21 protein-coding genes are annotated in these 19,901 nt (G+C 49.6%); 15 read left to right on the forward strand and 6 right to left on the reverse strand.

All coding sequences use genetic code 11. The features are described from left to right. Window positions 1-60 precede the first annotated feature (60 nt). Entirely contained in the window at window positions 61-369 is a 309-nt protein-coding gene (locus tag M1Q06_RS01980) for a DUF4870 domain-containing protein (RefSeq protein ID WP_274625870.1), read from the forward strand. Window positions 370-1,194: 825 nt separating this feature from the next. On the opposite strand, the gene M1Q06_RS01985 is transcribed toward M1Q06_RS01980, so the two are convergent. After that, the gene (locus tag M1Q06_RS01985) at window positions 1,195-1,635 is read right to left on the reverse strand and encodes a YtoQ family protein (protein WP_434401260.1); all 441 of its coding nucleotides are present in this window, start codon (window positions 1,633-1,635) and stop codon (window positions 1,195-1,197) included. 66 nt (window positions 1,636-1,701) lie between these two features. Beyond that, on the reverse strand, window positions 1,702-1,923 hold the full coding sequence (locus tag M1Q06_RS01990; RefSeq protein ID WP_121300827.1) for a transcriptional regulator: 222 nt from the start codon (window positions 1,921-1,923) through the stop codon (window positions 1,702-1,704). A 128-nt stretch (window positions 1,924-2,051) separates the two neighbouring features. Here M1Q06_RS01990 and M1Q06_RS01995 point away from each other — a divergent pair, with 128 nt between their 5' ends. The 4 genes from M1Q06_RS01995 to M1Q06_RS02010 all read left to right on the forward strand — a co-directional run bounded on the left by M1Q06_RS01995 (window position 2,052) and on the right by M1Q06_RS02010 (window position 8,040). Next, on the forward strand, window positions 2,052-3,215 hold the full coding sequence (locus tag M1Q06_RS01995; protein WP_434401262.1) for an exonuclease SbcCD subunit D: 1,164 nt from the start codon (window positions 2,052-2,054) through the stop codon (window positions 3,213-3,215). Further along, window positions 3,212-6,301: an SbcC/MukB-like Walker B domain-containing protein gene (locus M1Q06_RS02000; RefSeq protein ID WP_434401264.1), complete on the forward strand. Its 3,090-nt coding sequence runs from the start codon at window positions 3,212-3,214 to the stop codon at window positions 6,299-6,301. Before M1Q06_RS01995 ends, M1Q06_RS02000 begins: the two co-directional genes overlap by 4 nt. 111 nt (window positions 6,302-6,412) lie before the next feature. Continuing rightward, the gene (locus tag M1Q06_RS02005; RefSeq protein WP_101805502.1) at window positions 6,413-6,625 is read left to right on the forward strand and encodes a hypothetical protein; all 213 of its coding nucleotides are present in this window, start codon (window positions 6,413-6,415) and stop codon (window positions 6,623-6,625) included. A gap of 146 nt (window positions 6,626-6,771) precedes the next feature. After that, window positions 6,772-8,040: an acetyl-CoA hydrolase/transferase family protein gene (locus M1Q06_RS02010; RefSeq protein WP_434401266.1), complete on the forward strand. Its 1,269-nt coding sequence runs from the start codon at window positions 6,772-6,774 to the stop codon at window positions 8,038-8,040. Between the two features lie 61 nt (window positions 8,041-8,101). On the opposite strand, the gene M1Q06_RS02015 is transcribed toward M1Q06_RS02010, so the two are convergent. Beyond that, window positions 8,102-8,878, reverse strand: a complete 777-nt coding sequence (locus M1Q06_RS02015) for a 2-keto-4-pentenoate hydratase (protein ID WP_434401268.1) — start codon at window positions 8,876-8,878, stop codon at window positions 8,102-8,104. 190 nt (window positions 8,879-9,068) lie between these two features. Here M1Q06_RS02015 and M1Q06_RS02020 point away from each other — a divergent pair, with 190 nt between their 5' ends. Then, window positions 9,069-9,851: an STAS domain-containing protein gene (locus tag M1Q06_RS02020; RefSeq protein ID WP_158290776.1), complete on the forward strand. Its 783-nt coding sequence runs from the start codon at window positions 9,069-9,071 to the stop codon at window positions 9,849-9,851. A gap of 37 nt (window positions 9,852-9,888) precedes the next feature. Here the strand turns inward: M1Q06_RS02020 and trhA are convergent, their stop codons facing one another. After that, entirely contained in the window at window positions 9,889-10,536 is a 648-nt protein-coding gene (gene trhA / locus M1Q06_RS02025) for a PAQR family membrane homeostasis protein TrhA (protein ID WP_434401270.1), read from the reverse strand. Between the two features lie 129 nt (window positions 10,537-10,665). On the opposite strand from trhA, the gene M1Q06_RS02030 reads away from it, so the two are divergent. From M1Q06_RS02030 to M1Q06_RS02065, 8 genes are all read left to right on the forward strand, one after another. After that, window positions 10,666-11,247: a DUF1836 domain-containing protein gene (locus tag M1Q06_RS02030; RefSeq protein ID WP_121300834.1), complete on the forward strand. Its 582-nt coding sequence runs from the start codon at window positions 10,666-10,668 to the stop codon at window positions 11,245-11,247. Then, window positions 11,228-11,662 (forward strand): YaiI/YqxD family protein, encoded by a 435-nt coding sequence (locus tag M1Q06_RS02035; protein WP_121300835.1) that lies wholly within the window; start codon window positions 11,228-11,230, stop codon window positions 11,660-11,662. Before M1Q06_RS02030 ends, M1Q06_RS02035 begins: the two co-directional genes overlap by 20 nt. Window positions 11,663-11,782: 120 nt before the next feature. Further along, window positions 11,783-12,481: a type 1 glutamine amidotransferase domain-containing protein gene (locus M1Q06_RS02040; RefSeq protein WP_434401273.1), complete on the forward strand. Its 699-nt coding sequence runs from the start codon at window positions 11,783-11,785 to the stop codon at window positions 12,479-12,481. 121 nt (window positions 12,482-12,602) lie between these two features. Next, on the forward strand, window positions 12,603-12,884 hold the full coding sequence (locus tag M1Q06_RS02045) for a hypothetical protein (protein WP_101189377.1): 282 nt from the start codon (window positions 12,603-12,605) through the stop codon (window positions 12,882-12,884). 96 nt (window positions 12,885-12,980) lie between these two features. Next, complete coding sequence (locus M1Q06_RS02050; protein WP_434401276.1) at window positions 12,981-14,060, forward strand: AI-2E family transporter; 1,080 nt, start codon at window positions 12,981-12,983, stop codon at window positions 14,058-14,060. 131 nt (window positions 14,061-14,191) lie between these two features. Continuing rightward, window positions 14,192-14,974, forward strand: coding sequence for a transporter substrate-binding domain-containing protein (locus tag M1Q06_RS02055; protein ID WP_434401278.1), 783 nt, complete (start codon window positions 14,192-14,194; stop codon window positions 14,972-14,974). 55 nt (window positions 14,975-15,029) lie between these two features. Further along, the gene (locus M1Q06_RS02060) at window positions 15,030-15,674 is read left to right on the forward strand and encodes an amino acid ABC transporter permease (RefSeq protein ID WP_058381933.1); all 645 of its coding nucleotides are present in this window, start codon (window positions 15,030-15,032) and stop codon (window positions 15,672-15,674) included. After that, entirely contained in the window at window positions 15,671-16,399 is a 729-nt protein-coding gene (locus M1Q06_RS02065; protein WP_434401280.1) for an amino acid ABC transporter ATP-binding protein, read from the forward strand. Before M1Q06_RS02060 ends, M1Q06_RS02065 begins: the two co-directional genes overlap by 4 nt. A gap of 1,003 nt (window positions 16,400-17,402) precedes the next feature. On the opposite strand, the gene M1Q06_RS02070 is transcribed toward M1Q06_RS02065, so the two are convergent. Together M1Q06_RS02070 and M1Q06_RS02075 are read right to left on the reverse strand one after the other, a co-directional pair. Then, window positions 17,403-17,843, reverse strand: a complete 441-nt coding sequence (locus tag M1Q06_RS02070; RefSeq protein WP_058381931.1) for a peptidylprolyl isomerase — start codon at window positions 17,841-17,843, stop codon at window positions 17,403-17,405. 75 nt (window positions 17,844-17,918) lie between these two features. Further along, a complete protein-coding gene (locus M1Q06_RS02075) occupies window positions 17,919-18,710 on the reverse strand; it encodes an SDR family oxidoreductase (protein ID WP_101189381.1) in 792 nt (263 codons plus the stop codon). Window positions 18,711-18,865: 155 nt separating this feature from the next. Here M1Q06_RS02075 and M1Q06_RS02080 point away from each other — a divergent pair, with 155 nt between their 5' ends. Then, window positions 18,866-19,852 (forward strand): NAD(P)/FAD-dependent oxidoreductase, encoded by a 987-nt coding sequence (locus tag M1Q06_RS02080; RefSeq protein WP_101189382.1) that lies wholly within the window; start codon window positions 18,866-18,868, stop codon window positions 19,850-19,852. Window positions 19,853-19,901: the final 49 nt, after the last annotated feature.

Here is a 19,901-nt window from a genome sequence, read left to right on the forward strand (position 1 = left end):
CTTTTTTGATCATCGGCCGTATATAAGGGTAAGAAAGCAATTTGACTGGAGGTCAACCTAATGGAGAACACAGGAATGAAAATACTCGTCCACGCCAGTGCGTTTTTCCTTCCGTTTCTTGTCCCGGTGATTGTCTTTATTCTTTCGGCCGATCAGGAAGTTAAGAAACTATCGATTCAAGCTTTATTGTTCCAATTGGTCATGAGTGCATTGATTTTTGTATCAAGCTTACTGACAGTGGTTTTAATCGGATTCCCGCTCTTGCTGTTGTTCGGCGCCATTGGTATCATCGTGCCGATCATCGCGATCATCAAAGCCTTGAACAACGAGCCTTACGATTATCCGGTCGTCGGTTCGTGGTACCAATAATGGAATAGAAGTAGCATCATAAAACCCGCCGGGAATTTTCTCCGGCGGTTTTTTTGTGGAATCAAGTGTGTTAAGTACGAGAGAGGGAAGTAGTAATTTTTATATGGGGGATTGCGCTCCAATCGAACACCCCATATAGCTCGGACTACGTGAAGAGTATAGTATAGGAAAGTGAGTAGAAAAGCTTCCGCTTTTCGACTGCGTTACAGGGGGCTGCTTTCCGAGGGGCGGGTGTTGAGCCAATGTGCCGCTAAGTGCACGGCACATTTGTCTCGCCAGCCTGCGCGGTCCCTCAGGAGTCAGCCCCCTTCCACTCCGTCTCTAGCTTTAGAGGGGAAAATCATTTCTTCAGCTCCTTTAAAATGAAATGTAGAAATTCATCTTATTATATAGCTTGCTTCAAACAGGTAGAAGAATGAAGGGTCACGTGTCTTCATCCACAAAACAAACCCATAAATTTAACTTGCTCAATTAGCGGCTTGTCAGACGCACCATCTCGGGAAGCGATTCCCCCGCTAGCCGGCAATTGGTTAGAGAAGCAGATCTGATTATACATTCTTCACATAACGGAATCTTTAAGCCGCCGAGCGACACGGGTGAGCCGACGCAATGAGACAGGCGTTCTTCCTGGCTTATTGCGGGAGGCCAACCCAAAGCAAGGCGGCGAATACCAACATGGAGCTCCATTCAATATTCAGCAACCTTGTTACAAGAAAACTTTCGCTATCAAGTCCAGCTAAGCGCGACCGCCAAGCGACTTTGATTTTCCATCATTCAAATTCACCAATAAAAAAAGTGCAACGGCCTGAGCCGCTGCACTTTTTGTTATTCGAAAATATAAGATAAAGCTTTGATCGCCTCGTCGCAAGTTTCGACGGTGGCGTTCGCTTTTTGGGATAGCTCTTTTAGCGGATGGTGCAATTTTTCAGGGCGGATAACGATGAGCGGCTTATGGCTTGCCAATGCGGCGCTTGCATCCATCGCTGTGTTCCACTGCTTGTACTGCTCGCCGAACAAGGCGATGACGAGGTCCGATTTTTCCATCAACACGCTCGTGCGCAAATTATTGAAGCTGGATGCTGCGGCATCCTTGAAGATGGCGCTTGGCTGTTCGCCAAGGATCTCTTCGCCAATATTGTCGGAGCGGTCGTGGTCTTCCATCGGCCCGACGAAATCGACTGGCAAATCGAGCGCCAAGGATTTCTTTTTGATTTCTTCGCGCCAGGAGCTGTGAATTTCGCCGGCAAGGTAAACGGTTAATCTCATGAGTCTCATCCTCCATTTTCCATTTCCTCTTAGTGTAGCATAAAGCAGTAAGAGTCGGAAAAGGATTCAGACAATTTGGCGTTCTTTCGTGCGGACGGGCATGCATGAAAGTACATGGCTGATTTTGAAATGGCGCTTCTCGCGGCGCAAAAAACAGTAAGCTTGGAACGAATCACCGCTGACTTTCAGGATTTTGACGCGGCGTTTGCTGATGGTACCGTCATTTGCGATATACATCATGTCGATCAATTGCCGGTATTTGAATGCTTTTAGAAGTTGTGCTTTCATGATAACCCTCCTTAGATAAGAACGTTTGTTCTCATTATATACCGGGCAGGGGAATGAAACAAGTGAAATGAATCGTGTATAATGGAACGAACGTATATTCTTTTATATAGAAGAAAGGGGAGCTTTTCATGAAATTCATTCATACCGCTGACTGGCATCTCGGGAAATTGGTGCAGGGCGTACATATGACAGAAGACCAGCGATTTGTGCTGGATCAATTGATCAAAGCAATCGAACAGGAGCGTCCCGATGCACTGGTTATTGCGGGTGATTTATATGACCGTGCCGTGCCGCCGATAGAAGCGGTGCGTTTGCTGGATGATCTGCTCGCAAAAATCGTGCTGGATATGAAAGTGCCGATTATTGCCGTGGCAGGCAACCACGACAGCCCGGGAAGGCTTGATTTCGGGAGCCGCGCATTGAAAAGCAACGGCCTCCATATCGCGGGCCCGATCCGGCCTGAATTCGAACCGGTCGTTTTGAGCGATGAAGCGGGCGAAGTTCATTTCCATCTGGTGCCGTACACGGATCCATCGATGGTGCGCTATGTATTTGAAGATCCGGACATCAAAACCCATGACGATGCGATGAAAGCGATGACCGGACGCATTTCCGCTGAAATGAATCCGTCGGCTCGCCATGTGTTCGTCGGCCATGCGTTCGTGACGCCTCGCGGAGAACAGGAAGACAATACGAGCGATTCCGAACGGCCGCTTGCGATCGGCGGGGCGGAACACGTCAGCGCGCAGCATTTTCAGCCGTTCCATTACACAGCGCTCGGCCATTTGCATAAAGCGCATTACGTATTGAATGAAACGATCCGCTATTCAGGGTCGCCATTGAAATATTCAATATCGGAAGAGCATCATCAAAAAGGGTTCCATGTGGTCGAATTAGCTGCAGATGGATCTGTCACGGTCGACAAGCGCTTGTTCGAAGCAAAGCGCGATATGCGTTCAGTGGAAGGGACAATCGCGGAAATTATGGAGCATGAGAGAAGCGACGATTATGTCTTCGTTACCTTGCTCGATGAGACGCCCGTTTTGTATCCGATGGAAAAAGTGCGCTCGGTGTATCCGAACGCGATGCATGTGCAGCGCAAAACGTTCGCGAAAGAAGCCGGCGAATCGACCATCAGCAGCCGCCGGAAAATGGACCCGATGCAATTATTCAACGCTTTCTATGAAGAAGTAAAAGGAGATGCACCGTCTGCAGAAACAGCTGAACTGTTCGGTGACGTGTTGCAGGAATTCCTGCAGGCAGATTCTGAACGTGAAGAGGTGAAGTCATGAAACCCGTTAAATTAAAACTGACGGCATTCGGCCCATACCGTGACAGCGAGGAAATCAATTTTGAGGATTTGGAAGGCAATCGCCTATTTGTCATCTCAGGCAGCACCGGTTCCGGCAAGACCAGCATTTTCGACGGCATTTGTTTCGCGCTCTACGGCTCGGCAAGCGGCTCGGACCGCAGTGAACCGAAAAACCTGCGCAGCGATTTCGCCAAGGATTCGGTCCATACTTCGGCAGAATTGACCTTTGAAGTGCACGGCACCACTTACCGCATTCTGCGCCAGATGAGCCATGTGAAAAAAGGCAATAAAAGCGCGACCGGTGAACGCTATGAATTTTTCGAAATGACCGATGCGGGCGAAAAGCCATGTGTCGAGCGGCAAATCGTCTCGGAGCTCAATCGGCGCATCGAGGAGATTCTCGGGCTTACTTTCTCTCAGTTCAACCAGATCGTCATGCTGCCGCAAGGGGAATTCCGCAAGCTATTGACGTCTGAAACGGATAATAAGGAAGCGATTTTGCGGAAGATTTTCCGCACCGAACCGTACCGCTTGGTTGCCGAGCGGCTCAAGCAGAAAAAAGAAGAGGCGCAGGACCTTTTTAAAGCGCAACAGATGCTTTATAAAGAACAACTGCAGGCGATTGCAGGTTCGTTGCCGCAGCGTGAATCGGCTCTTTTTGAAGTGTTCGCACAAGGCGATTTCCAGCGCAGCCAATTACTCGCCGGGCTTGAAGAGGAGATCCGCCATTACGAATCGGAAAGCATCAGCCTGCAGGAGCGCTATCAGCAATCCTATGATTTCCACAATAAAAAAATGGCCGAGTTCCACGAAGCGAAAGGCTGGAACGGACGCTTCGACGAATTAGAAGCGAAACAGCGCCACTTGCAAGAACTGGAGCAACAGCTTCCAGCGGTCAAAGAATGGGAGCAGCAAGTCACAGCAGCGGATCAAGCGGGCATGATCACCGGCTTGGAAGAGCAGGTGATGGATCTTGTAGCCAATGAACGCCAAAAACGCGAAGAATTACGTCGTGCCGAGACGGCTGAACAGAAGGCCCAGGAAATGAAGCGGCAGGCGCAGCAAGTGAAAGACGAAGAAGAAAGCCGCCATGAACAGCGTCAAGCTGCACAGCAAGCGCTGATTCGTTTGCATGATATGGAAGCAGGCGTAAAGGAACTGGAACAACAGCGTGCAGCTGTCCAGCAATTGGAGAAAGCTGCCATTCACGCCAGAACGGCATTGCAAAGAACGGATGAACAAGCAGCAAGCGCCGAGCAACAACTGGCGCAAACGAAATCATTCATTCAACAGTTGGAAGAAAGACTGGAGCAGTTCGACGAAAAGCGGAACCGCCAGAACCGATTGGCGGAACAACAGCGCGTCTTGGCGGAATATCTTCGCTTGGAGCAAAAGCTCGAAGGTTTGGCCGAGCAATCAGCGGGAGATCAGGCGAAGTTTGAACAAGCGCAAAAAGCCTATCAAACGATGGAACATGATTGGTTTGCCAATCAGGCAGCGCTGCTCGCATCGAATCTGCACGACGGAGAAGCATGCCCTGTTTGCGGCAGCCTCGACCACCCAGCAAAACAGCTAAGCAGTTCTGCAGCAGTGGACCAGCAAGCGATGGAACAGGCCAAGCAAGTGTTGGCGCAAAGCGAGCAAAAATTCCGTAAAACGGAAGCGGAACAAGCCGCAGTTCATGAGCAGGCGGCAGTGAAGCGCGAGGAACTGGACGGCATGTCGATTGCTGCTGAACAAGCGTCAGCGCAATTGGAGACGATACGGGCTGAACAGCATTCATTAACTGGAGAGCTCGAGCAATTGCAGTCCGATAAAGAGCAGCTGCGCAAGCGTAAAGCGACATTCGTAGAGATGGAAGACCAGTTATCAAGATTGAAGAAACAGCAAGCGGAAGCCCAGCACAGCACGCAAGAAAAACGTTCTGCGCATGAATCGGCACAAGCGGTTCTGGAAAGTAAGCTGACATCGATTCCCGAAGCGCTACGTGATCTTGGGTCGCTTCGAACAGAGACCGCAAAAGCGCAGGAAACGAAAGACCGCTTGGAAGCGGCTTGGCAAAAAGCGCAGGATGCCCTCCAAAAAGCCGAACGGCAAGTGTCGGAAGCGGCTGTATCGCTTCGGCATAGCAAGCAGTCCGTGCAAGAACTGCAAGAAAAGCTTGAACATGCCGAAAGCCGTTTTGAGGAAGCGCTCGTGAAATCCGCGTTCGCTACGAAGGAAGCTTATCAACAGGCCAAACTGGAAGCATCCCGCTACGAAGAATTGAAAACGCAAATTGAGCGGTACAAACAAGACCGCCACACGACAGAGCGGCAAACGGCGGAACTTGAGAGCACGCTCGATGGCCGCGCCCGTATTGACGTGTCGGATGCGGAGCAAGCACTTGCCGAATTGAAATCGGATTACGAGCGGGCGCTTGCCGAGTTGAATACATCCAACGATTATAAGAAAAAAGCGCAAGCGTTCTTTGATGAAGTCTCCGATGCGTCTGCCAAAGAAGCGGCGGCCGAAGCGGAGTTCGCGCGCATCGTCGACCTCTACGATACGATCCGCGGCCAGAACGATGTGAAGCTATCCTTCGAACGGTATTTACAGATTGAGTATTTGGAACAGATTTTGGAAGCGGCAAATGAACGCCTGAAACATTTGTCGAATGGGCAATTTCATTTGACGAGAAGCGACCGGCAGGAAGCGCGCGGGAAACAAAGCGGCCTCGGCTTAGACGTTTACGACGCCTATACCGGCCAGACGCGCGACGTCAAAACGATGTCCGGCGGTGAGAAATTCAATGCCTCCTTGTGCCTGGCGCTCGGAATGGCCGATGTCATCCAAAGCTTCGAAGGCAATGTATCGATTGAAACGATGTTCATCGATGAAGGCTTCGGCTCGCTTGATGAAGAATCTTTGAACAAAGCGATCGAGACTTTGGTGGACTTGCAGAAATCGGGACGGATGATCGGCGTCATTTCCCATGTCCAGGAATTGAAAGCGGCGATTCCCGCGATTTTGGAAGTGGAAAAGACGAAAGAAGGCATCAGCCAGACACGTTTTCAATTGAAATGACGAGCAACGTTTACAATGATAGAAGAACGTGAATGATAATAGCAAAGCTTGCTTTCGGAACATGCCTTTTTAAAAAGGCAAGCGGAGCAGATCGGCAAAGGGGTTGTGACGATGAAGAATTTCAGTTTCAATGCCAGACTGATTTATTTCGGGGCGATTGTCCTTTTCAGCCTTGGCTTCTTTCTCCTGCAGCTTTCATCAGTCATGGACGGCGGCACAGGCATCGGCTCGATCATCTTGCTTATTTTATGGGGTGTGATGGCCGCATTTGGCATTGGCGGCATCATCGCGAGCTTCGCCGTAAAAAAGCGCAACAATAAATAGGGCGAGAGCCGCCGCAGAACCCACGATGGTTTTGCGGCGGCTCTTTTGACTGAAAAGGCAGAATAGCGATGAAAGTTTGGCAACTCAATCAAGCGCAAATTCTATGATAAAGTGGAAACAATATGAGAAATCAGGAGTGAATGCAGATGTCCAAACAACTTAGCCCGCAGCAAGTGGTCGATTTGATCGAATCGCAAGCAGATATTATCGTGCCGATCGCGAACGGGGAGCCGATCCAGCTGCTCGATATTCTGGAACAACATGCCCAGGAACTGGACGGGGTCAAGATTCACCAAATGCTCGCCTTGCGCGACCGTTCCTATATCCGCGGGGAACTCGAGCAGCTTCGCCATGTGTCTTATTTCCTGAGCGGCGCGACCCGCAAAGTGTACCAGCAAGCGAAGATGGACCTGGTGCCGAATAATTTCCACGAGATGCCGCGCCTATTGCAAAAAGCGACGAAGATGTCGATGATCGTGACAGTCGCTTCGCCGATGGACGAACACGGTTATTTCACATTCGGCACACAAGCCGACTACGTCGCTGAGTTCGTCGGCAAAGTGCCGTTCATTTTGGAAGTGAATGAACACATGCCGCGCACTTTCGGACGCAACCAAATCCACATCAGCCAAATCGCAGGCTATGTAGAGCATCACGCGCCGCTTGCAGAAGAACAAGTCGGTGAAATCAGCGATATGGATATGAAGATTGCCTCGTCGATCATTGGCGATATCGAAAATGGCGATACGCTCCAGATTGGCATCGGTTCTGTGCCGAATGCGGTCATTAGCATGCTGAAAGACCATCGCCACTTGGGAATCCATACGGAAATGCTTCCGGACGGTGTGGCGGACCTGGTCAATTCGGGGGCGATCGACGGTACGCGCAAATTTACGAATCCTGGCAAGATCGTCGCGACATTCGCCTACGGATCGAAGAAATTATATGATTTCATTGATGGAAACCCGGCAGTGGAGATGCTTCCGGTAAGTGTCGTCAACGATCCACGAGAAATCGCCAAAGAGAAGAATATCGTTTCGATCAATGCAACGACAGAAGTCGATTTATATGGCCAATGCGCTTCTGAAACGGTCGGCGGAAAATATTATTCGTCAAGCGGCGGCCAAGTCGATTTCGCGCGGGGCGTTCGCTTCGCTGAAAACGGCAAAGGCTATATCTGCATGCCGTCCACTGCAAAAGGCGGGAGCTTATCGCGCATCAAGCTGAACTTGGCGCCTCAATCGGTCGTGACGACAGGCAAAAACGATGTCGACAACATCGTTACGGAATACGGCATGGCGCGCTTACACGGCGTATCCCTTGCGGAGCGGGCGAAGCGCCTCATCAATATCGCCCATCCGAAGTTCCGCGAAGAGCTGATGTACGATGCGAAAAAGAACGGCTTCTTGCTGTAAATGAACATGGTGTTTTAGTTGAATATCAAAATCCCCAGCTGCAAAAGCAGCCGGGGATTTTTTAATGGACGGTCAGTTCGACACTGCCAATGCCTTCATATTTCGCTTCGTAACGCCCTTTTTGGAGCGGCTTCGGCAAGATGAACGTGCCGGATGAGACAGTCAGGCCGCGCTTTAGCTTCAAGCCATGCGCTTCAAGTTCTGCTGCCAGCCATTTGATGGCGTTTACCGGATGCCCCAACACTTCAGACGAGCTTCCAGAAGCAATCGGTTCGCCGTCGAGGAATAATTCGCCGTGGACTTGATCGAGTTGATCGTAGGAATGGCTCTTTGCAGGTTCGCCGACCACAATGCGGCCAGCCACTGCGCTGTCTGCGATGACTTGCCCGAGTGTGATGTTCGGGAACCACTCGGTGAATCGCGAGTCGGGAACTTCGATGCCTGGGGCCACCAAGGTTTTTTCAAGAATCGCCGCTGTTGAATCGGCGGCATCGATGTCTTCCTGGATGAGGAAGATCAATTCGATTTCGATCAATGGCGAAAGCAAGGTTGAGAGCTCAATGGTGTTGCCGGAAATCGCGGGAGCGGTCAATGCGCCGTACAGCGGTTTTTCGGAGCTGAACAATTGCTGCGTTTCAGGGCTCGTCAAGCTGATTTTATAACCTGCGAGCGGTTCGCCGTTCTGTGCTTTTTTGTCTGTCACCGCCTGCTGCACCTCATAGGCTAGGCGGGGGTTAATCGATTCAGGAAGCTGGTCTTTCCCGAAAGCTTGCCGGTTTTCATATGCGCTGTAAAGGCGTTCTGCGTATTCCTGTTTCTCTAAGTCTAATGGTCCCATTATTCAGTCTCCTTTCCTTGGCTTCATCTTATCACTTTAAACCTGAGGCTTGCATCCGGAGAAGGTTAATTTGCTTTTCGATTGGCTTATCTTATAAGATGATAGGGACAAGTTAGAAAAAGGAGCGGCATACATTATGGGAGAAATTAGCAGAGAGCTACATGATTTTATTCTAAAAAATAAAAACTCCATGGTTGAAGAATGGCTTGCCACACGCGGCAATCATTCAAATACGGTATACTCCGCAACTGCGTCTGATGATACGGTAGAGAAACTGAGAAAGGAATCGCTTGGCTTTATCGAGGCGGTTACGGCAATCTTTATCCACGACAAGGAAGAATCGCTTGCCTACGTTGAAGATTGGTCATCGACAATTGCAAAAGAACGCGCCCAACAATCCGTGCCTCTTTATGAAGTCATGGAGCATCTGGGGCAATTGCGTAAAATCTATTGGACGTGTGTCCGCCATTTCTTTGAAGAAGTCGATAGAGCGAATAGCCAGGATGCGTTGCGCTGGAGCGAAATGCTGAATGATATTTTCGACTTTATCATCGAAAGCTTTGCGCGCCATCATCATGAAGCCCACCAGCGATTGCTGGCGAGCCAGCAAGAAGTGATCGACGAGTTAAGCAGCCCGGTCATTCCGATCCGTAAAGGTGTCGGTATCTTGCCGTTGGTCGGCGGAATCGATACATATCGCGCCAAAGTGATTTTGGAGACGGCTCTTGAAGAAAGTGCAAAGCAGCAATTGACGACGCTCTACATCGACCTGTCGGCGGTGCCGATCGTCGATACGATGGTAGCGCATCAATTATTCCAGTTGATGGATTCTCTGAGAATTATCGGCGTGGAATCTGTCCTCTCCGGCATTCGCCCTGAAATCGCACAGACCGCCGTGACACTCGGCATTGATTTCAAAAATATCAAGGTCTACGCCAACTTGATGCAGGCGCTGGATGCACTCGAACATTAAGAAAGAGCCGTTCTCTTTGAGAGCGGCTCTTTTTGCGTTATAACACGTATAAATAGACGGCCAGGAAGTGGCATGTGCTTCCGAGCAAGATGAAAATATGGAAAATCTCGTGGAATCCGAGGTAACGAGAAGATAGGAAGTCTGGCTTGAGCCAGTAGATGACACCGCCGACTGTGTACAGAAGACCACCGGCAACGAGCAGCCATAACCCGGCAGCGGGCAGGCTGGAGGCGAGCGGGCCCACTGCAAAAATAATGATCCAGCCCATCAAGATATAGATGGCGGTCGATAGCCAACGAGGGGAGTGGAACCAAATCATCTTGAAAAGGATGCCGCTGATGCCAAGTGCGGCCACAACAGCGAAAATCGACCAGCCGAGCGTGCCTTCAAGCGCGATCAAGCAAAACGGCGCATAGGAACCGGCAATCAGCAAGAAAATCATGGAATGGTCCAGTTTGCGGAAAAAGACGATGACTCCTGGGCGCGCTTTGACGGAATGATAAACCGTTGAAGCCGTATACAGCAGGATCAAACTGATGCCGAAAATGACAACCGCTGTAACGTGTGACGCAGGCGCTTGCGTGTAGGCAGCTTTGATGGCCATGGCAAGCAAGGCAGTAAAGGACAAAAGTGCTCCGGCCAAATGGGACAAAGCATTGAAAGGCTCTCGGATAAATGCAGTCATGGATCTGTACCTCCTGATACGTAGTTATTGAAACTACATATAATAATATACGCATTGATTTCCTCGGTCAAGTTTGTCGACTTTTCCATCATAGGGTAAAATGGGGGAATAGAAGTTGAGGTGAAGCGAATGGAAAGCATCGATCGGCTCATTGGCCAATTGGCTCTCGACAGCCAAATCCGCACAAGCGATATTCCGAAAATCGATTTATACGTAGATCAGGTCATTCAATTATTCGAAACGGCCTTCCGCGATACGAAAAGGCAGCCAGACGATAAAATATTGACGAAAACGATGATCAATAATTATGCCAAAGGAAAATTATTCTACCCGGTGCAGCATAAAAAATATACGCCTGACCATATTATGCTCATCAGCTTGATTTACCAAATGAAAAGTACGCTATCGATCAACGACGTTAAAAAGGTGCTGGAGAAAGTGAACGAAAAAGCGCAGGAGCGGGAACTGGATCTATCCGAATTCTATGAAACCTACCTAGCGCTTCAACAGGACAATCACGCTGCGTTCAAAGAAGAGCTTGAGCGGCAGGCAGAGGCTGTCGCCAATACGCAAAGCGAACAGGAGGGGGAACTTGCTAAGGTGCTGTTCATTGCATCGCTGGTCCATAAAAGTAATTTGTACAGAAGGGCCGCTGAAAAACTGGCCGATGAATTGGTAAGGGAGGAAGCCGATGGCAAAAATTCTTATTGACGCAGATGGCTGTCCCGTGGTCGATTTGACGATTGGGCTGGCCAAGCGGTTCAATTGGCCGGTGCTGCTCATTTGCGATACGTCCCATGAAATGTATCGCGAAGGAGCGGAGACGCTGACGGTATCGAAAGGGGCGGACGCCGTCGATTTTGTGTTGGTAAACCGTGTGCAACCTGGCGATATCGTCGTTACGCAGGACTATGGGCTCGCAGCGATGGTGCTAGCGAAACGCGGCGTGCCGATCGACCAAAACGGGCGCGTTTATAATGAAGGCAATATCGAACAATTACTCTACGGCCGCCACGTCGCGAAAAAAATCCGCCAAAGTGGCGGGCGCATGAAAGGGCCGAAAAAACGCCAGCAAGCCGACAATGACAAGTTTCGCGACAGCTTGACGCGTATATTGGAAGCCTGAAAGGTCCGCCGTAGTGCGGGCCTTTTTCTGTAGGCAAGCACATCCTCCGCTCCGTGGCGCGAGTAATTTTCAGGCGATAGGGAATAGAGAGGGATATGAATGGATGGGGAGGAATATGCCATGAAGAAAATAGCGGTTATCGTGACGAACCATAAAGATTTAGGGCATCGCGGCAAAAAGACCGGCTTGTGGCTGCGTGAACTGACGGATTTCTACCACGAAGTGAAAGATGACTTCAGAATCGATATCATCAGCCCGAAAGCCGAAAAAGTGCCGATCGATCCAAGAAGCCTTCCGGCGGCCGTAATTAATGGCCGGACGCGGCATTATTATTTGGACAAAAACATCCAGAAGCAATTGGACCGGCCGCTGACGCCAGGCGAAGCGAAAGCCAACGAATATGCCGGCATTTACTTTACCGGCGGGCATGGGACCATGTGGGATTTCCCGGACAATAAGGAATTACAGCGGATGACAGCAAGCATTTACGAAAAAGGCGGCATCGTGGCAGCCGTCTGCCACGGGCCAAGCGGGTTATTGAATGTCCGCCTGTCTGATGGCAGCCCGTTATTATCAGGACATCTCGCTACCGGCTTTTCGGATTTGGAAGAAAAGTTGCTCGGCCTTTATAAAGACATTCCATTTTCCTTGCAGCATGAACTGAAAGAGAGTGGCGCACTTGTTCAAATCGCCCAACTGCCGCTCGAAGCATGCGTCATTGAGTCAGGACGCCTAATCACTGGGCAAAATCCAGCCTCTGCTTCAGGCGTCGGGGAAAAGATGCGCGAGCAATTGAAAGACATGGAGCGCTATTCGTAACGAGCGAGCGTCAAGGGGCCAAGGCGATCTTGACTGAAAAACTCGGGGTGGCTTAAAAATCGAGATTCAGGGTATACAGAAGAGAAGTGATAGAAAGACGCAATATTTTGGAGGGATTCTGATGAAGAGATCAACCATGAATACAGTAGTAGGCAGCGCGCTTGCAGCAGCTGCAGGGGTTTTCGTCTACAAAGCCTATCAAGAAAAAAATACAGTCCGTGTACACGAAGACATCGACATGCATAACAGCAAAGAGATCGATGAGCGCGAAAGTGTCTACGCCATCGAAGATTCAAGTGAACAGGGACTCTCGCAATTGGATTCAGCTTACCGTGAAGAATGGCAAGCGAACGCTTTCCCGCAAACTCAGAAAGAATTGCGTGAACTGGAAGAAGACAAATAAATTATACGAGCGAGCGAAGGCAGAAAAACATCTGTCTTCGCTTTTTCTTCGTGTATGATTTGAATGTGGAACTAAATTTGAAAGGAGTGTCAGCAAGTGTGGATCCGAAAGCCATTTTTCGAATACACAGCGGGAATATTATTACTCGCCCTTACATTATACGTACTCAGCAAGTTGGACTATATTTGGGAACCGATCCGCATCATCATCACGACGCTATTTGCGCCGATCGTCATCGCCGGGATTCTATACTATCTGCTCCGGCCATTGGTCCGCATGCTCGCACGCCGCATGCCGAAGATCGCCGGCATCGGAATTGTTTTCACGGTAATTGCGCTGGCGTTTGCGAGCCTCGTCTATTTCTTCGGACCGACTTTGATCGAACAGGGGGAAAGCCTGCTGGATTTGGCGCCCGAGAAAATGGAAGAAATGAGTTCGGAATCTAACAATCTCTTGAAAGGATTTGAATTCGGGGGAATTTCCGGACAGGAAATCAGCGACCGCATCTACGGCTATGCCGAAAGCCTCTCGAGTAATTTGTTTGAAAATGTCATTAGCATCCTCAGCATGTTGGTCAACGCAGCGATTGTTTTGATCGTGGTGCCGTTCATCCTGTTCTTCCTGTTGAAAGACGATGATAAATTCATTCCATATTCTGTGAAGCGGCTCCCGGAAAACCACAAGCCGGAAGGGAAGAAACTTCTGAAAGATCTAGATGAAACTTTATCCACTTTCGTGATCGGCCAGGCAACAGTCGCGGCGGTGATCGGTGTCTTGATGTACATCGGCTATTTGATCATCGGCCTTGAATACGCTTTGACGCTTGCCGTGTTCGCGATGTTCTTGGTAATCGTTCCGTTTCTCGGGCCGATCATCGGGATCATCCCTGCGATTTTCGTTGCCCTTTTGAACGATGGATTGTTCATGGCATTCAAAGTCGTTCTTGTGCTATTGGTGGTCCAGCAGCTCGAAGGCAATCTCGTCACACCGAATGTCATGGGCAACCGGCTTCATGTCCATCCCTTAACGATCATTTTATTGTTGATGGTGGCAGGTTCCTTATACGGGTTTATCGGGATTTTGATTGCGATTCCGACCTATGCCGTCTTGAAGACGCTGACGCATAATTTCCGTTTGTTTTACCGGCTTCATAAAAAACGTGCCGTCAGCCATTAAGGCTAGTCATTTAGGCGCAAGCATCCATCCTACTTCCTAGTAAATTTCATTCGAAAGGTTCTGAATTTGCAAATATTGTGATATATTAGTCAGTAGAATGACCAATACAGAACAGAGGGGGATGTTTATTAATGAAGAAATGGACCTTATTAGCATTATTGCTAGCAGTTCTTACAGTGCTTGCCGCATGCGGCGGTTCGGAAGAAGAATCCGGCGGCGGTGAATCTGGCGGAGGCGAAGGGGAAGCATATCGCGTCGGCATCGATACCACTTATCCACCGTTTGAGTTTGAAGAAGACGGCGAATACACAGGAATCGATATCGATTTGATTAATGCGATTGCAGAGAACCAAGGCTTTGAAATCGAATTCAACCCGATGGATTTCGGGGGCATCATCCCGGCTCTTCAGGCTGGGCAATTGGATGTAGCGATTGCGGGCATGAGTATTACGGATGAGCGCAAGGAAATCGTGGATTTCTCGGATCCGTACTTTGATGCCGGCCTTTCATTGGTTGTAGCAGAAGATAATAACGACATCACATCACTCGAAGATTTAGAAGGCAAAACGGTTGCGGTGAAGAGCGGAACGACTGGCGCTCAATTCGCGCGCGACAACGAAGCTGAATACGGCTATGAAATTTCCCAGTTCGAAGACAGCCCATCGATGTTCCAGGAAGTATCAAACGGCAATGCCGATGTACTTCTTGAAGATTACCCTGTCATCGCTTATGCCATCGCAGAAAGCGAATTGGCTTTGAAAACTGTCGGCGAACGCTTGACGGGCGACCAATACGGCATCGCTGTGTTGAAAGGCGAGAATGCGGAATTGCTTGAACAAATCAATGCAGGCCTGCAGGAATTGCGCGACAGCGGCGAATATGACGAAATCTTAAACAAATACATCGCAGAATAAAATCATGTAGCGCGCATTCGCGCGCTGCATTTTTTTATGCAAGGGGGAACTAAGGGTGCAGACAATTATCAATGCTTTTCCATACTTAATGGAAGGCTTGCAAGTTACGTTATATATTTTCGGCATTGCCATCGTCCTCGGCTTCTTGATTGGGCTGGTTGTCGCTTTAATGCGCTTGGCACCGTTCAAAATCTTGAACTGGATCGCCAAAATCTTCGTCGATGCAATCCGGGGGACGCCGTTCATCGTCCAGCTGTTCTTCATTTACTTCGGCTTGAACTCGCTCGGGTTCTTTTCGCTCGATAATACGACAGCCGGGATCGTGACCGTTGCGATCAACGCCGGTGCTTACTTCTCGGAAATCATCCGGGCAGGGATCCAGTCGATCGATAAAGGGCAAACAGAAGCGGCGCGTTCACTTGGACTCAACTCGACACAGACCATGCGCCACATCATTTTGCCTCAGGCATTCCGCCGCATGCTCCCGACGATTACCAACCAGGCGATCATTTCCTTGAAGGATACTTCGCTCCTTTCGGTTATCGGCGTAGCGGATTTGACACAGGAAGGGCGCATACAGGCCAGTGCCACGTTCGATGCGTTTAACGTGTACTTAATCCTCGGCATCATTTACTTTATCGTCATTTACTTGCTCTCGATGCTCGCGAGCTTTGTGGAAAGGAAGTTTGTATTGCGATGAGTATGATCAGAGTAGAAAACCTCAAAAAATCATTCGGAGATTTGGAAGTCATCAAAGACATGAGCACGGTTGTCGAAGAGAAGGAAGTCATTTGTGTCATCGGTCCTTCCGGTTCCGGTAAAAGTACGTTTCTTCGTTGCTTGAATCGCCTGGAAGACATCAGCGGAGGCCATGTTTATATTGAAGGGACGGACATCACCGACCCGAAAGTCGACATCAACAAAGTGCGTCAAAATGTCGGAATGGTCTTCCAGCAATTTAACTTGTTTCCGCATAAAACAGTGCTCCAGAACGTGACGCTGGCGCCGATCAAATTGAAAAAAGGCGACCAGAAAGCCGCCGAGAAGAAAGCTTACGAATTGCTGGATAAGGTCGGCTTGCGCGAAAAGGCGAAAGCCTATCCGGGCGAATTGTCGGGCGGGCAGAAACAGCGTGTCGCGATTGCGCGGGCGCTTGCGATGGACCCGAAAATCATGCTGTTCGATGAGCCGACTTCAGCGCTCGACCCGGAGATGGTCGGGGACGTGCTGGACGTTATGAAGCAACTCGCAAGGGAAGGGATGACCATGGTCGTCGTGACCCACGAGATGGGCTTCGCGGCGGAAATGGGCGACCGCGTGCTGTTTATCGACGGCGGCTATATCGTCGAGGAAAACGTGCCGAAGGAATTGTTCGGCAATCCGCAACACGAACGGACGAAAGCATTCTTGAGTAAAGTGTTGTAAAGATGAGTGGAAAGCGTGCCTATTGGGCGCGCTTTTTTGTTTGACCGAGAGCGGGAATTAAATAGCGAAAGTCTATATGTGGAAATGTTCTTGGGGTTGGCTGGAGCTTCATATTGCCAATCGCCGCCGTGCTTTGGGTTGGCCTCCTGCAATAAGCCAGAAAGAGCATCTGTCTTATTGCATCGGCTCACCCTTGACACTCAGCGGCTTGGGGATTTCATTGTTTCCTGCTTGATCAAATCGATCTGCTTCTATATATAGTTGCCGGCTAGTGGGGGAATCGCTTCCCGGATTGAGTGTAGATGAAGAAAGCGAGGGTTTGCTTGCGGAAGTGTTTCGGCTTTCTAGTTGAGCTTCATATTGGCAATCGCCGCCGTGCTTTGGGTTGGCCTCCTGCAATAAGCCAGAAAGAGCATCTGTCTTATTGCATCGGCTCACCCTTAGCGCTTGGCGGCTTGGAGATTTCATTGTATATACACTGTTTAAATCGCTCTACTTCTATAGTTAGTTCCCGGCTAGTGGGGGAATCGCTTCCCTGTATGCGACATCCGACTAGTAAATATTTGAACCGAATATCTTGATAGAGAAAGAGGACTGAAAATCGCATTCTCTTTGATCCAAATGATACGAGCTACAAAATACGACGCATTTTGACATTTTCTATCAAGTGGAAAGAAGAAGTTTTTTCCCTTCTAAAACTAGAGGCGGAGTGGAGGGGGCCGACTCCGGGAGGATTAGCGAGACAATTGAGACCCTGCAAGCGAATCTGCGAAAGGTATTGAGCATATTCGTTTGCGAAGCTCGAACATCGTGAGAGTTGAGCAGGCGGGTTTTTGCGTAGCGACGAAGCGGCTCAATGCGAGCCCTCCGGAAAGCGTGCCCCTGAAACGCAGTCGAAAAGTGGAAGCTTTTCTAATCTCTTAATTATTAATTTTTACAGTCAACTCCCTAAATTCCAGCAAAACAAAAAAACGTGCCGCAGGGGCACGTTTTTTATAATGGATTATTCAGCGTCAAAGACGTGGACTTTCTCCATTTTGTCGCCGTTTTTCATGGCTTTTGCAGTTTCAAGGCCTTTTGTTACCTGGCCGAAGACTGTGTGTACGCCGTCAAGATGCGGTTGTGAATCATGGACGATAAAGAACTGGCTAGATCCAGTGTCTTTGCCGGCATGTGCCATAGAGAGGCTGCCTGGCTGGTGTTTATGCGGGTTGCCTTCTGTTTCACATTTGATCGTTTTGCCGCTGCCGCCCATGCCAGTTCCGGTTGGGTCGCCGCCTTGGGAAACGAAACCTGGGATAACGCGGTGGAAAACAACGCCGTTATAGAATCCAGAGTTTGCAAGTTCCTCAAAGTTTGCTACTGTGTTCGGTGCTTCGTTCGGGAAAAGGTCGAATTCGATTACTTCGCCGTTTTCCATGTGCATGTGGCCTTTTTTCGCCATAACTAACATCTCCTTTTCAATTGGTTCATCCCTTAGTATATCGGCTTTTGGTTCGACTGCCTACTGATAAGGGGCTTACAGCGCTTTCAGGAATCCGCCGTCGACGACGATGGATTGCCCAGTAACATACGAATTGGCAGCAGAAGCTAAAAAGACGACTGTGCGGGCGAATTCAGCGGGTTCGCCCAGGCGACCGCTTGGAATCTGCGCTTCTGTATTCTTCAATACTTCGTCTGCTGTAATGCCCTGTCTTTTGGCTGCGGCTTCGTTGAGTTCTGTGATGCGGCCAGTGGAAATCTTGCCGGGTCCGACAGTGTTGACCATGATATTATCGCCAGCCACTTCCCGGGCCAGTGTCTTCGCGAAGCCGACCATGCCCGCGCGCATCGTATTGGACAAGATCAATCCATCGATCACTTCTTTTGTCGAAGACGAAGAGATATTGATGATGCGGCCGAATTGCTGTTCTTTCATATAAGGAAGCACTTCTCGGCATGTACGGATATAGCTCAATAAGTTTTGGTCGAATGCCGCGTACCAATCGTCATCGTTCATATTATCGAATCCGCCTGCTTTCGGGCCTCCTGTGTTGTTGACGAGCACATCGATACGCCCAAATTGTTCGTTGACTTTGTGGAATAATTGCTTGATGTCTTCAGCTTTTGACATATCGCACGCAAATGCGTGGACGTGTTCGTTTCCGCTTTCGCTGCGCAGTTCTTCCGCAGCTGCGTCGACCGATTCCTGGCGTCGGCTCGAGATGACGACGATCGCTCCTTCTTTGGCGAATTCTAAGGCGGATGCTTTGCCGAGCCCTTTACTGGAAGCCATGACGACAACTACTTTTTCTTTTAATCCAAGATCCACATTTATCATCCTTTCCATTTGGTTCCTTGTTTCAGTTTACGATAGAATAGAGGGGATGGAAATGCTTGTTTCGGATTTCCGCCATAAGTCCAATGGCGGAGACCCTATATAGATGTGGTAGGATGGATATATTGATCAGATTAGGAGTGTTGGAAATGGAAGAACGTGAAATCTTCGATATTACAATCATCGGCGGCGGCCCGACCGGCTTGTTCGCTTCGTTTTACGGCGGCATGCGCAAAATGAAAGTTAAAGTGCTGGACAGCCTTCCGCAGCTCGGCGGGCAATTGATGGAATTGTATCCGGATAAATTCATTTATGATATCGGCGGCTTCCCGAAAGTGCTGGCAAAAGACTTGGTGGATAATTTGGTCGAGCAGGCCAAATACGGCGATCCGGAGATTTGCCTGGAAGAGACCGTGGCATCTGTCGAACGTGAAGACGAGCATTTTGTTATCACGACAGACAAAGGCACGCATTACTCGAAAGCGATTCTTTTAACGGCTGGCGTCGGGGCTTTCCACCCGCGCAAACTGGCAGTCGATGGCGCTGAACAATTCGAAGGCAAGACTTTGCATTACGGCGTGAAAGATTTGACTTTGTTCAGCGATAAAAAAGTCGTAGTCCTCGGTGGAGGCGACTCTGCGGTTGACTGGGCGATGATGCTTGAGAACGTGGCTTCGCAAGTGACTTTGAGCCATCGCCGCGAGAAAATGACGGCGCATGAAGCGAATATCGATACGATGATGCAGTCGACAGTGGAAGTGAAGAAGCCTTTCAACGTCAAGGAACTTGTCGGCGAGAACGGCGAAATCCGTGAACTTGTGCTGGAAGACAAAGAAGGCAACGAAGAGCGCCTGGAAGTCGACCACGTCGTCGTCAACTATGGCAATATTACATCACTCGGCCCGATCAAGGAATGGGGCCTCGAGATGGAGAAGAACTCGGTCATCGTCAACTCCAAAATGGAAACGAACGTACCGGGCATCTATGCAGCTGGCGACATTGCCACCTACGAAGGAAAAGTGAAATTGATCGCTGTCGGCTTCGGTGAAGCACCGACCGCCATCAATAATGCGAAATCTTACTTGGATCCGAAATCCAGAGTACAGCCTTTGCATAGCACGAGTGTATTTAAATAACCAACGAAAAATGCCCGGCAAGCTGATTCAGCTTGCCGGGCATTTTTGT

The organism is Planococcus sp. 11815 (genome assembly GCF_051096385.1).
GTDB lineage: Bacteria > Bacillota > Bacilli > Bacillales_A > Planococcaceae > Planococcus > Planococcus citreus.